Source organism: Novosphingobium sp. FW305-C-30-35, assembly GCF_058783135.1.
In genome coordinates this window covers 1968241-1980379 of the sequence record NZ_JBYSYJ010000001.1, presented here as the reverse complement: position 1 = coordinate 1980379, position 12139 = coordinate 1968241, and the positions used below count along the sequence as shown (strand labels likewise).

Sequence of the window (12139 nt, the reverse complement as noted above, 5' to 3'; positions counted from 1 at the left end):
CGATGACCACGCATGACGGGCTGAAGACCGGCTGGAGCCGCGACGAGATGGCAGCGCGCGCCGCACGCGAATTGCAGGACGGATTCTACGTGAACCTCGGCATCGGCATCCCGACGCTGGTGGCCAACCACGTGCCGGCGGGCATGACCGTGACCTTGCAGTCCGAAAACGGCATGCTCGGCATCGGCCCGTTCCCCTACGCCGGGGAAGAGGACGCCGACCTGATCAACGCCGGCAAGCAGACCATCAGCGAGCTGCCGCACTCGGCCTATTTCGACAGTGCGCAGTCCTTCGCGATGATCCGCGGCGGCAAGATCGACCTGACCGTGCTGGGTGCGATGGAAGTGGCCGAAAATGGCGACATCGCCAACTGGATGATCCCGGGCAAGATGATCAAGGGCATGGGCGGCGCGATGGATCTCGTCGCAGGCGTCAAGAAGATCATCGTGGTCATGGAACACTGCGCCAAGAACGGCGACCCTAAGTTCATCCCCGCCTGCACCCTGCCACTTACCGGCAAGGGCGTGGTCGACATGATCGTCACCGACCTTGCGGTTTTCCAGCGGCCCGACCACAATTCCCCATTCAAGCTGATCGAATGCGCGCCGGGCGTATCGGCCGAGGAGGTCCGCGCCCGCACGACGGCGCATTACGTCGATCTCTGAAAGGGAGCACCTGATGGCCACTGACCTTGCCGCAATTCCATTGACCCGCATCGATGGCAGCCCGGACACGCTGGGCAACCACGCCGGCAAGGTCCTGCTGGTGGTCAACGTGGCCTCCAAGTGCGGGCTGACCCCGCAGTACGAGGGGCTTGAGGCGCTCTACAAGGCCAAGGCTGCAAGCGGGTTCGAGGTGCTCGGCTTCCCTGCCAATGATTTCGGTGCGCAGGAACCGGGCAGTCACGAGGAAATCGCCGAGTTCTGCAAGCTCAACTACGGCGTCTCCTTCCCGCTCTTCGCCAAGGCTGACGTGACGGGTCCGGCCAAGCAGCCGCTCTATGAAGCGCTGACCGAGGCCGCCCCGATCAAGCAGGGCCCCGCCGCAGAAATGCGCGAACGGCTCAAGGGATTTGGCATGACGCCGACCGAGGACCCGGAAGTCCTGTGGAACTTCGAGAAGTTCCTGATCGGTCGCGACGGCACTGTCGCGGCGCGCTTCGCTCCCGGCGTCACGCCCGATGATGCGGCGCTGGTGGCGGCGATTGATGCCGAACTGGTGAAGTAGGCCACCTGCTTGCGCGTGGCTCATTGCGCGCTAGGTTCGCGCCATGAGCTACACCCTGATCACGGCCAACCGTAATTACTCCAGTTGGTCCTTGCGGCCATGGCTGCTGATGAAGGCGCTCGGCATTCCCTTCGCAGATCGCATCGAGCCGTTCACCAAGCCGTCGAACTACAACGAGTTCCGCGTATTCTCGCCCACCGGGCAGGTGCCGGTCCTGCTCGACGGCGTGCGGACGGTTTGGGATTCGCTGGGCATCGCGCTCTACCTGGCCGAGCGGCACGACGGCGTCTGGCCCGCCGATGAAGCGGCGCGCGCCTTCGCCATTTGCGCCGTGGCCGAAATGCACGGCGGCTTCTCGGCGTTGCGCAACGACTGCACGATGAATGTCGGGGTGCGGGTCACGCCTCGCCCGATGCGGCCTGCCCTCGTGCGTGACGTGGCGCGGGTGCGCGAGATCTTCGAGGAAGGGCTGGAGCGCTTTGGCGGCCCATGGCTCGCCGGCTCCGCCTTCACCGCGCTGGATGCCTTCTTCGCCCCCGTCGCCTTTCGCATCCGCACCTATGGCCTCGATGTCGGGCAAGGACAGGCCTGGGTCGATCACATGCTCGACCACCCGGCAATGCGGCAGTGGGAAGCGGAGGCACTGGACGAAGCGTGGCGCGAGGAAGGCCACGAGGCCGAGCTGGCCGAATGTGGCGAGATCATCGCGGACTATCGCAGGGCCTGACAGGCCACAGCTACCTTCCCACGAGTCAATTGCGCAAAAAGAAAGGCCGGTCCGAAGACCAGCCTTGGAAAGTTTGGGAGAGGATGCCTGAAAGGCCTCTCCTATGTGCGATTCCGAGCCCGATTCTGCAAGTGCGAAGGACAGATTTGCAGTTGCATGGCATGCAACTCAGTCGGCGACAATCCATCTCACCGTGTTGACGTGATAGCTGGGCACAGCGGTGCCCGACCGGTCCCTCGCAGGCTCGAAGCGGGCGCGCTTCATCAGCAGCTCGCACGTGAGCTCCTTGAACTCGGGCGATTGGGTGGCGACCTGAATCCGGCAGAGCGTCGGCGTCCCGCTTGCGTCGATCATCAGGCTGAAGCTGACGAGGGCCTGCTCGTTCTTGCGCAGCGCCTTCTTCGGATAGTCGGACGACTTCAGCCACTTGCTTGGAGACGTCAGAGGAGCAGGAAGGCTGGCGAGATTCTGTTGCTGGACCGGATCAAGCCCCCACAGCTTGACGAGATCCGCGGTGCAGGTCCTCATTCCAGCCAGTGCCGAAGTCATCGTTCCCAGTCTGAAGGTCAGGTCCTCCGACTTTCTCCTGATCCGCAACTCGCGAATTTTCGCAACTTCGGCTGCAGTCGCAGACGGATGGGCCCCTTCAGAATCGCGGTTGAGCAAGTCGAGCGGCCCGAGCACCACGACCGGCTCGCCCGCCGTATTCGTGCCTCGCATCAGACCCACCTGCTTCTGCAGAGCCAGCTCCGGGCCGAAACCCATGTCGGCATCGCTGCCGGTCTTTCCCAGCCGCTCCGTGCCCTTCCCTGCCAAGGTTATATGGTAGACGTCGCCCGGCGCGAACTGGTCGAGCATGACCATGATCTTGTCGCCCTCGGCACCGAACTCCCGGCCGAGGCGGCAGCTGTCATCGGCATAGTGCACGATCCATGCAGTGCGAGAGGACAGCATTTCGGGCGTGGAGGCGAGCAGCGGCCGCGGGATCGCTGCCATCGCGAAGATGGCGGCATACGTGCCCAGGGTCCGGGAAGTCTTGTTCATGTACATTAGCTTAGTCACGAACAAGAGAAACAGAAAGCCCCGCTCTCGCAAGCGGGGCTATTAACCCATTTGGAGTGTTTCCCCGGGGAAACACTCCAGCGTGGCGTTGTGGTGGGATGGGGTTCAGAGCTTGCCGGTCAGTTCCGGGACGAGCGTGAAGAGGTCGCCGACGAGGCCGATGTCGGCGACCTGGAAGATGGGCGCGTCTTCGTCCTTGTTGATGGCGATGATGGTCTTGCTATCCTTCATGCCGGCAAGGTGCTGGATCGCGCCCGAGATGCCGACGGCGATGTAGACTTCGGGTGCCACGATCTTGCCGGTCTGGCCGACCTGATAGTCGTTGGGCACGTAGCCTGCGTCGACCGCGGCGCGCGATGCGCCGATGCCGGCGTTCAGCTTGTCGGCGAGCGGGGTGATGATCTGCTCGAAAGTGGCAGCGTCCTTCAGCGCGCGGCCGCCCGAGACGATGATCTTGGCGCTGGTCAGTTCCGGGCGCTCGCTCTTGGCGATCTCGGCGCTGACGAAGGTCGACAGGCCGCTGTCGCCGGTGGCGCTGACGGCTTCGACGCTGGCCGATCCACCAGTGGCGGCAGCCTTGGCAAAGGCGGTGCCGCGCACGGTGATGACCAGCTTGGCGTCGGAGCTTTCGACCGTGGCGATGGCGTTGCCGGCGTAGATCGGGCGGGTGAAGGTCTTGGGCCCCTCGACCGAGAGGATGTCCGAGACCTGCATCACGTCGAGCAGCGCGGCAATGCGCGGGGCGACGTTCTTGCCGGTGGTCGTGGCAGGCGCCACGAAGGCGTCGTAATCGGCCATCAGCCCGGCGACGAGCGGGGCGACGTTTTCAGCGAGCGCGTTGCCCAGCGATGCGTCGTCGGCCTTGAGCACACGGGCGACGCCGGCGATCTGCGCAGCAGCCTGTGCGGCGGCATCGCAGTTCGATCCGGCGACAAGGGCAGTCACTTCGCCCAGTTGAGATGCGGCAGTGACGGCGGCGAGCGTGGCGTCCTTTACGGAAGCGTTGTCGTGTTCGACGAGAACGAGAACCTTGGACATCAGGCTACTCCCATTTCCTTGAGCTTGGCGACCAGCGTGTCGACATCGGGCACCTTGATGCCGGCTGAGCGCACCGGCGGTTCGCTGACCTTGAGCGTCTTGAGGCGCGGCGCGATGTCGACGCCGTAGTCGGCGGGCGACTTGGTGGCGAGCGGCTTGGACTTGGCCTTCATGATGTTGGGCAGCGAAGCATAGCGCGGCTCATTGAGGCGCAGGTCGGTGGTGACCACCGCGGGCAGCGCCAGCTTCACCGTCTGCAGGCCGCCGTCGATCTCGCGCTTGACGACAACCGCATCGCCCTCGACCGAGACTTCGTTGGCGAACGTCCCCTGCGGGCGGCCCAGCAGCGCGGCGACCATCTGGCCGACCTGGTTGCTGTCATCGTCGATCGCCTGCTTGCCGGTGATGATCAGCGCGGGCTGCTCCTCATCGGCAATGCCCTTGATGATCTTGGCCACGGCCAGCGGCTCGACCTCGGTGCCCTCGTCAACCTGCACCAGCACTGCCCGGTCCGCACCCATCGCCAGCGCCGTGCGCAGCGTTTCCTGGCTCTTGGCAACGCCCACCGACACCGCCACGATCTCGCTCACCACGCCCTTTTCCTTCAGGCGAATGGCCTCCTCCACCGCGATCTCGTCAAACGGGTTCATGCTCATCTTCACGTTCGCAAGATCAACACCACTCCCATCCGCCTTCACACGTGGCTTCACGTTGTAGTCAATCACCCGCTTCACGCAGACCAGGGCTTTCATCGCCAGGCGTCCTTTCCTTGATTCCGTAGGCCTCGGCATAATTCGCGCTTACGTAAACGTCAACTGCACATCTGGCTATGCGTTTGTCGACAGGGTTAGAGTGCTGGGCGGCGCAAAAAGTTCGCCGCCGAGAAGCCCTCGTCAGCGTGGCGTGTTCGAAAGGACGTGAGCGGCCGGCAAATGAAAAGGGGCGCCGGTTGCCCGACGCCCCCTGATCAAACCGCAGTCCGGTGAAAGGTCAGGCAACCTTCCGGACTTCAGCGACGATCTTCTTGGCGGCATCGCCGAGGTCGTTGGCGGGGACGATGGGCAGGCCGGAGTTGGCGAGGATGTCCTTGCCCTGCTGGACGTTGGTGCCTTCGAGGCGGACGACCAGCGGAACCTGCAGGTTCACTTCCTTGGCCGCGGCAACGATGCCGTCGGCGATGATGTCGCACTTCATGATCCCGCCGAAGATGTTGACGAGAATGCCCTTCACCGCCGGGTCCTTGAGGATGATCTTGAACGCCGCGGTGACCTTCTCGGTCGTCGCGCCGCCGCCCACGTCGAGGAAGTTGGCGGGGAATTCGCCGTTCAGCTTGATGATGTCCATCGTCGCCATGGCAAGGCCGGCGCCGTTGACCATGCAGCCGATGTTGCCGTCGAGCTTGATGTAGGCAAGGTCGTACTTGCTGGCTTCGATCTCGGCCGGGTCTTCCTCGGTTTCGTCGCGCAGCGCCATCACGTCGGGGTGGCGGTAGAGCGAGTTCGAATCGAAGCTCATCTTGGTGTCGAGGACGAGCAGGTTGCCGTCCTTCGTTTCCACCAGCGGGTTGATCTCGAGCATGTCGCAATCCAATGCCACGAAGGCGTTGTAGAGCTGCTCGGCGATCTTGCCGGCCTGCTTGTTGAGATCGCCGGTCAGCTTGAGCGCATAGCCGACGGCGCGGCCGTGGTGCGGCATGAAGCCTTCGGCCGGGTCGATGGTGATCGTCGCGATCTTCTCAGGGGTCGAATGCGCGACCTCCTCGATGTCCATGCCGCCCTCGGTCGAGACGATCATCGCGACGCGGCTCGAAGCGCGGTCGACGACCATCGAGAGGTAGTATTCCTTCGCGATATCAACGCCATCGGTGATGTAGAGGCGGTTGACCTGCTTGCCGGCCTCGCCGGTCTGCACCGTGACGAGCGTGTTGCCGAGCATTTCCTTTGCAAAGGCCTCGACTTCCTCGATGCTCTTGGCCAGGCGCACGCCGCCCTTGGCATCGGCAGGCAGTTCCTTGAACTTGCCCTTGCCGCGACCGCCGGCATGGATCTGCGCCTTGACCACATAGAGCGGACCCGGAAGCTGCTTGGCCGCAGCAACCGCTTCCTCAACCGTCAGCGCCGCAATCCCAGCCGGAATGCCGACACCAAACTTCGCAAGCAGTTCCTTCGCCTGGTACTCATGGACGTTCATGCGTTATCCCCGTTTCGAACAGGCGCGCCGCACTGGCGCAAAGGTATACGCCGCCATTGGCGCTTGACTCGGAATGCCTTAAGCACAGAGCGGGGAGCTTGAAAAGGAGCGTAAATGCGAGACTCGAAGCTATTTTTGATAACGTCTCGCAATTGCACATTGTTAGGTTCCCCGCTGTGCACGGAGGCGCAGAATGATCGACTATGACCGCCTCCACCAGATCGTTCGCGACGCCGGTGAAATGGCGCTGGGCCTGTGGCCGGGCCATGGCCACGCCCCCCAGGTGTGGGAAAAGACGCCGGGCAGCCCGGTTTGCGATGCAGACCTTGCGGTCGATGCCTTCCTGAAGCGTGAACTGGGCGCGCTGCTGCCTTCGGCCGGCTGGCTCTCCGAGGAAACGGTGGATCATCCCGAACGATTGGAGCGCGGTCTGTGCTGGCTCGTCGATCCCGTGGACGGCACGCGCGACTTTGTGCGCGGGCGACCGGGCTGGTCGGTTTCGGTTGCGCTGGTGAGCGAGGGGCGGCCGCTGATCGGGGCGCTGAGCGCGCCTGCCCGGGGCGAATACTGGTCAGCAGTCGCGGGCCAAGGTGCAGAGCGGAATGGCAGCAAGCTTCAAGCCAGCACGCGCACCGTGCTGGCGGGATCGCGCGTGCCCGCCGACAGCCTGCCCAAGGCCGACGCCGATCTCGTGACCGTCGACAAGCCCAACTCTATCGCACTGCGCATCGCCATGGTCGGTGCCAACGAGGCGGACCTCCTGGCAACGCTGCGCTGGGGCTTCGAATGGGACATCGCCGCCGCCACGCTGATCGCCCGCGAGGCAGGCGCGGTCGTGTCCGACGCCTTCGGCAAACCGCTCGACTACAACAAGCGCGACCCACGCGCGTTCGGGCTGCTGGTAACCGCCCCGGCGATCCATGCCGCTGCGGTTGAGCGGCTGGCGGAGCGTGCAGCGAAGCTGGCTTAATCGAAATCTTCCGTATCGATCGTCGGCAAAATCGCGCCGGCATAGCGATGGCCGGAGACCGTCTGCTGGTTGATCAGCGCGTCGACCTCGGCAGCGACGACAGCGGGGATTTCCCAGTCCCACCGCGCAATGTTCTCTTCGAGATGTGCAATCTTGCCGGTGCCGGGAATGGCAACGACATGTTCGCCACGTGAGAGGACCCAGGCGAGCGACAACTGCGCAGGAGTGACCCCTTCCCTTGCCGCAATTGTGTTGAACGAATCCACCAGCGCAAGATTCTTGTCCCAGTTCTCGCCAATGAAACGCGGCATGGCCTTGCGAATATCGCCATCGGGCAGCGCTTGCGGATCGCGCAGGCCATTGGCGAGCACGCCGCGTGCCACGGGCGAGAAGGCGACGAAAGCGGTACCGAGATCCTTGCACGCCTCCAGCACGGCGATTTCCGCCTGGCGCGTCCATGGCGAATATTCGGTCTGCATCGCGGCGATGGGGTGAACCGAAGCAGCACGGTGCAGGGTCTCGGCCGACATCTCGGACAAGCCGATGCCACCGATCTTCCCCTCCTTGACGAGGTCGGCCATCGCACCGACCGATTCCTCGATCGGCACGTTCCTGTCGCGCCGGTGCATGTAGTAGAGATCGATGTGATCGGTCTGCAGCAGCCTGAGCGAGATCTCGAGTTCGCTGCGGATCGTATCGGGATGGCAATCAACGCCGCGCTTCTCGCCGCTGGCAAAGATGCCCATCTTCGAGGCGAGGAACACCTTGTCGCGACGGCCCTTCAGCGCGTTACCGACCTGCGTTTCATTATGTCCCAGGCCATAGAGACGGGCAGTGTCGAAGTGGTCGTAGCCTATGTCGACCGCGTGCTGGAGCAGGCGGATGCCCTCTTCTTCGCTTGGGCGGCCAGCGTAGGCCCAGCTTAGCGACATGCAGCCGAGACCGATCGGGTTGGTCTCGCGTCCGTTGATCTTGCGGCGCTGAATGGGCATCGAACTGGTCTCCTTTGTCAGAGCCGATGCCAGTCTCGGCCCGCGCCGGTCAACGCCCAATCGTATGTTCCGCATAGCAAACGGCGCCGCCCGGTGGGCGACGCCGCTGGCATGTGCTTCAGTGCTTACTGGCCCGAGCGTGCCGCGTTCACATCGTCCTGACTGATGGGGACGATCTTGATCTCGACGCGGCGGTTGGCCTGACGGCCCTGCTCGGAATCATTCGAGGCGATGGGCTGCGATTCGCCGAAGCCCTGGCTGCGAATGCGGGCATACCCAACGCCTCGCGAGATCAGGTAATCAGCCACTGCGCGGGCACGGCGTTCCGAAAGGGCCTGATTGTAGGCGTCCGAACCCGTCGAATCGGTGTGACCATACACGTCGATCAACGAGTTCGGATACTGGACCAGCGACTGGGCGACGCGATCGAGCGTTGCGGCAAAGCCGGGCTTCACGGTCGAGCTGTCGACGTCGAATGTCACGCCATTGGGCAGATTGACGAGAATGGCGTTGCCGCCATCGGTCTCGGTCACGTCAACGCCGGTGCCTGCGGTCTGTTCGCGCAGCTCCTTGATCTGCTTGTCCTTCTGGTAACCGATAACGCCACCGGCAACGCCACCGATGCCGGCGCCGACGATGCGTCCGGTCTTGCCGCCGATCAGCCCACCGAGCAGGGCGCCACCAAGCGCGCCGCCGATGCCGCCGATGGCCGTGCGCGAAACCTTCTTTTCGCCGGTGTTGGGATCGGTGACGCAGGCCGACAGACTGACCAGCGAAACCGCGCACAGGCTCGACATAAGAACACGACGGATTTTCATTTCCTGTCCCCTTTTACCAGCATCCGGACACGAGCTTAGCGCCGCAATGCCGCTTTGACAGGGTGAAATACGCCCACTTCGACTGAACGGTTCCCGAACGGGAACTTGTGTTTCGCAATCATCAGGAACAATCCTCGCGCTATTCGCCTTTCCCCCTAAATCTGTTAGGGGCCTTTGCGTGACACCTTTTCCCTGGTCTGACGTCCTCGTGATCCTGGGCCTCGTTGTGCTCAATGGCCTGTTTTCCATGTCGGAACTGGCGATTGTCTCTGCACGACCTGCCCGCCTGAAAGTCGCCGCTGAAGAGGGCAGCAAGGGCGCGAAAGTTGCTTTGGCGCTGGCGGCTGACCCCGGCAAATTTTTATCGACAGTGCAGATCGGCATCACGCTGGTGGGCATCATCGCAGGTGCCTATTCGGGGTCGAGCCTTGGCGGACCGACAGCCGAGCGGCTTCAGGCCTGGGGATTCCCGGCGCAGTATGCCGACGACGCTGGCTTCGTCATCGTCATCGCCATCACCACGTACCTCAGCCTCGTTGTCGGCGAACTGGTGCCAAAGCAACTGGCGTTGCGCGCGGCGGAACCGATTGCCAAACTGGCGGCGCCGTCCATGGCGCTGATGTCGAAGATCACCGCGCCGTTCGTCTGGCTGCTGGACAATTCCTCCAGCGCGATCATCCGCCTGCTTGGCCTGAAGCAGGGCAGCGAGCAGGAAGTGACCGCCGAGGAACTCCACATGATCTTCGCCGAGGCCACGCGCTCGGGCGTGATCGAAGAGGACGAGCGGGCCATCATGACCGGGATCATGCGCCTTGCCGAACGGCCGGTGCGAGAAGTGATGACGCCGCGTACCGAGCTTCACTGGATCGAACGCAAGGCGAGCGAAGCCGAACTGCGCGAAGCGATCGACGATAGTCCCCACTCGCTGCTGCTGGTTGCGGACGGATCTGTCGATCGCATCGTCGGGGTGGTGAAGGTGCGCGACGTGTTCTCGACGCTGCTGCGCGGGCGCAAGGTGCAACTCGGGCGGCTGATGAAGAAGCCGGCGATCGTGCCTGACCAGCTCGACACGATGGATGCACTCGGCATGATCCAGCAAGCTGAAGTGGCGATCGCACTGGTCCATGACGAGTATGGCCACCTCGAAGGCATCGTCACGCCAGCTGACTTGCTGGCAGCGATTGCCGGGAACTTCGTCGGCCACGCCGACGCCGGTGACGAGCCCATGGTGGTCGAGCGCGAGGATGGATCGCTGCTGATCTCGGGCGCCCTGCCCGCCGATGCCCTGGCCGACCGGCTCGGGCTCGACCTGCCTGATGACCGCGAGTTTGCAACCACAGCCGGGTACTGCCTGTCAGTGCTCAAGAAGCTGCCCAACGAGGGCGAGCACTTCCACGACCAGGGATGGCGATTCGAGGTGGTCGACATGGATGGCCGCAAGATCGACAAGCTGCTGGTGTGCCGGACCAAGGCCATGCCTGCGGTAGCGCCCGATGGCGACGGTTGAAGCTCACGTCGGATGCTTCGACAAGCTCAGCATGAGCGGGCTTATTTGAAACAATCGCCTGACACCTTCGACGTCCGCTCGTCCTGAGCCTGTCGAAGGATGCCAACGAAAAAAGGGGCGCCGCTGCGGACGCCCCTTTCTTGATCGGCTAACGCCTAAAGATCAGCGTGGCAGTTCGCTCACGCCCATCAGCGCCTGATCGACGGCGCGGGCGCACTGGCGGCCTTCGCGGATCGCCCAGACGACGAGGCTCTGACCGCGGCGCATGTCACCGCAGGCAAAGACGTTGTCCACACTGGTCTTGTAGTCGACCACGTTGCCCTTGACGTTGCCACGCGGGTCGAGTTCGACGCCGGCCTGTTCGAGCAGGCCCTGCTTGCGCGGGCCGACGAAGCCCATGGCGAGCAGGATCAGGTCAGCCTTGAGCACGAACTCGCTGCCCGGCACTTCCTGCATCTGGCCATTGACCCATTCGACGCGGACGCATTCGAGTCCCGAGACGTCGTTCTCACCGACGACGCGCTTGGTCAGCACGGCGAACTCGCGCTCGCAGCCTTCCTCGTGGCTCGACGAAGTGCGCAGCTTGAGCGGCCAGTTCGGCCAGCTGAGCGCCTTGTCTTCCTTCTCAGGCGGCTTGGGCATGATTTCGAGCTGGGTGACCGAAGCGGCACCCTGGCGGTTCGAGGTTCCGACGCAGTCCGAACCGGTGTCACCGCCGCCGATCACGACGACGTGCTTGCCGGTGGCGGTGAGTGAGCCGCGCGGGGCAGCGCGCAGTTCGTCATCCCCGGCATTGCGCTTGTTCTGCTGGGTCAGGAATTCCATCGCCATGCGCACGCTGGGAAGTTCGGCGCCGGGGATGTTGAGGCCGCGCGGATCTTCCGCGCCGCCTGCGAGCACCACGGCATCGAAGTTTTCCTGCAGGCTTGCGAAGGAGACGGTCACGCCCACTTCCACGCTGGTGCGGAACTGGACGCCTTCGGCCTCCATCTGCATCGCGCGGCGGTTGATGTGGGTCTTTTCCATCTTGAAGTCAGGGATGCCGTAGCGCAGCAACCCGCCAACACGGTCGTTCTTTTCGAACACCGTCACCGAGTGGCCGGCGCGGGCCAGCTGCTGGGCCGCGGCCATGCCTGCCGGACCGGAACCGACGACAGCGACAGACTTGCCGGTCTTCTTGGCAGGCACCTGCGGCTCGATCCAGCCTTCCTTCCATCCGCGATCGACGATGGCGCATTCGATCGACTTGATGGTCACCGGCTGGTCCACGATGTTCAGCGTGCACGCCGCCTCGCACGGGGCGGGGCAGATGCGGCCGGTGAACTCGGGGAAGTTGTTGGTCGAGTGGAGATTGGTCAGCGCTTCGCGCCAGTCGTTCTCGTAGACCAGGTGGTTCCAGTCGGGGATCTGGTTGTTCACCGGACAGCCGTTGTGGCAGTACGGTATGCCGCAGTTCATGCAGCGCGATGCCTGGCCCTTGAGGCCGGCATCATCGTGCGGGATCACGAACTCGCGATAGTGCTTCAGGCGTTCGGCAGGCGCATCGTACTTGCGGTCCTGACGATCGATCTCGAGAAAGCCGGTTGCCTTACCCATTGTAATCTAACC

Annotated in this window: 12 protein-coding genes; 5 read left to right on the top strand and 7 right to left on the bottom strand. The window is 63.6% G+C overall.

What is annotated here, in order from left to right; translation table 11 throughout:
• The first annotated feature begins 2 nt into the window (after positions 1 to 2).
• From AC3WLM_RS09835 to AC3WLM_RS09825, 3 genes are read left to right on the top strand one after another with little or no spacing between them, the layout of a single operon-like run.
• Positions 3 to 665, top strand: coding sequence for a CoA transferase subunit B (locus AC3WLM_RS09835; protein ID WP_492477256.1), 663 nt, complete (start codon positions 3 to 5; stop codon positions 663 to 665).
• Between the two features lie 13 nt (positions 666 to 678).
• Entirely contained in the window at positions 679 to 1227 is a 549-nt protein-coding gene (locus tag AC3WLM_RS09830; RefSeq protein WP_492477255.1) for a glutathione peroxidase, read from the top strand.
• A 43-nt stretch (positions 1228 to 1270) separates the two neighbouring features.
• Entirely contained in the window at positions 1271 to 1954 is a 684-nt protein-coding gene (locus AC3WLM_RS09825) for a glutathione S-transferase family protein (RefSeq protein ID WP_492477254.1), read from the top strand.
• Between the two features lie 168 nt (positions 1955 to 2122).
• Here the strand turns inward: AC3WLM_RS09825 and AC3WLM_RS09820 are convergent, their stop codons facing one another.
• The 4 genes from AC3WLM_RS09820 to sucC form a co-directional block, all read right to left on the bottom strand.
• Complete coding sequence (locus AC3WLM_RS09820) at positions 2123 to 2998, bottom strand: energy transducer TonB (RefSeq protein WP_492477253.1); 876 nt, start codon at positions 2996 to 2998, stop codon at positions 2123 to 2125.
• A 123-nt stretch (positions 2999 to 3121) separates the two neighbouring features.
• Positions 3122 to 4054 (bottom strand): electron transfer flavoprotein subunit alpha/FixB family protein, encoded by a 933-nt coding sequence (locus AC3WLM_RS09815; RefSeq protein ID WP_039337171.1) that lies wholly within the window; start codon positions 4052 to 4054, stop codon positions 3122 to 3124.
• Positions 4054 to 4806, bottom strand: a complete 753-nt coding sequence (locus AC3WLM_RS09810) for an electron transfer flavoprotein subunit beta/FixA family protein (protein WP_492477252.1) — start codon at positions 4804 to 4806, stop codon at positions 4054 to 4056. The genes AC3WLM_RS09815 and AC3WLM_RS09810 overlap by 1 nt, the downstream gene beginning before the upstream one ends.
• 238 nt (positions 4807 to 5044) lie before the next feature.
• Complete coding sequence (gene sucC, locus AC3WLM_RS09805; RefSeq protein WP_039337175.1) at positions 5045 to 6244, bottom strand: ADP-forming succinate--CoA ligase subunit beta; 1200 nt, start codon at positions 6242 to 6244, stop codon at positions 5045 to 5047.
• Positions 6245 to 6437: 193 nt separating this feature from the next.
• Between sucC and AC3WLM_RS09800 the strand changes: the two genes are divergently transcribed.
• Positions 6438 to 7214, top strand: a complete 777-nt coding sequence (locus AC3WLM_RS09800; protein WP_492477251.1) for a 3'(2'),5'-bisphosphate nucleotidase CysQ — start codon at positions 6438 to 6440, stop codon at positions 7212 to 7214.
• Here AC3WLM_RS09800 and AC3WLM_RS09795 read toward each other — a convergent pair.
• Entirely contained in the window at positions 7211 to 8206 is a 996-nt protein-coding gene (locus AC3WLM_RS09795) for an aldo/keto reductase (protein ID WP_062344195.1), read from the bottom strand. The two genes, AC3WLM_RS09800 and AC3WLM_RS09795, sit on opposite strands and share 4 nt — an antisense overlap.
• A 125-nt stretch (positions 8207 to 8331) precedes the next feature.
• Positions 8332 to 9024, bottom strand: a complete 693-nt coding sequence (locus tag AC3WLM_RS09790) for a YiaD family glycine zipper/OmpA-like lipoprotein (protein ID WP_039337182.1) — start codon at positions 9022 to 9024, stop codon at positions 8332 to 8334.
• Positions 9025 to 9202: 178 nt separating this feature from the next.
• On the opposite strand from AC3WLM_RS09790, the gene AC3WLM_RS09785 reads away from it, so the two are divergent.
• Positions 9203 to 10531, top strand: coding sequence for a hemolysin family protein (locus AC3WLM_RS09785; RefSeq protein ID WP_039337184.1), 1329 nt, complete (start codon positions 9203 to 9205; stop codon positions 10529 to 10531).
• Positions 10532 to 10693: 162 nt separating this feature from the next.
• Here the strand turns inward: AC3WLM_RS09785 and AC3WLM_RS09780 are convergent, their stop codons facing one another.
• On the bottom strand, positions 10694 to 12127 hold the full coding sequence (locus AC3WLM_RS09780; protein ID WP_193827496.1) for a glutamate synthase subunit beta: 1434 nt from the start codon (positions 12125 to 12127) through the stop codon (positions 10694 to 10696).
• Positions 12128 to 12139 lie beyond the last annotated feature (12 nt).

Coding starts and splice junctions, on each gene's coding strand:
- AC3WLM_RS09780 (WP_193827496.1), bottom strand. CDS start 12,127: ATGGGTAAGGCAACCGGCTTTCTCGAGATCGATCGTCAGGACCGCAAG.
- sucC (WP_039337175.1), bottom strand. CDS start 6,244: ATGAACGTCCATGAGTACCAGGCGAAGGAACTGCTTGCGAAGTTTGGT.
- AC3WLM_RS09795 (WP_062344195.1), bottom strand. CDS start 8,206: ATGCCCATTCAGCGCCGCAAGATCAACGGACGCGAGACCAACCCGATC.
- AC3WLM_RS09820 (WP_492477253.1), bottom strand. CDS start 2,998: ATGAACAAGACTTCCCGGACCCTGGGCACGTATGCCGCCATCTTCGCG.
- AC3WLM_RS09830 (WP_492477255.1), top strand. CDS start 679: ATGGCCACTGACCTTGCCGCAATTCCATTGACCCGCATCGATGGCAGC.
- AC3WLM_RS09800 (WP_492477251.1), top strand. CDS start 6,438: ATGATCGACTATGACCGCCTCCACCAGATCGTTCGCGACGCCGGTGAA.
- AC3WLM_RS09810 (WP_492477252.1), bottom strand. CDS start 4,806: ATGAAAGCCCTGGTCTGCGTGAAGCGGGTGATTGACTACAACGTGAAG.
- AC3WLM_RS09835 (WP_492477256.1), top strand. CDS start 3: ATGACCACGCATGACGGGCTGAAGACCGGCTGGAGCCGCGACGAGATG.
- AC3WLM_RS09815 (WP_039337171.1), bottom strand. CDS start 4,054: ATGTCCAAGGTTCTCGTTCTCGTCGAACACGACAACGCTTCCGTAAAG.
- AC3WLM_RS09790 (WP_039337182.1), bottom strand. CDS start 9,024: ATGAAAATCCGTCGTGTTCTTATGTCGAGCCTGTGCGCGGTTTCGCTG.
- AC3WLM_RS09825 (WP_492477254.1), top strand. CDS start 1,271: ATGAGCTACACCCTGATCACGGCCAACCGTAATTACTCCAGTTGGTCC.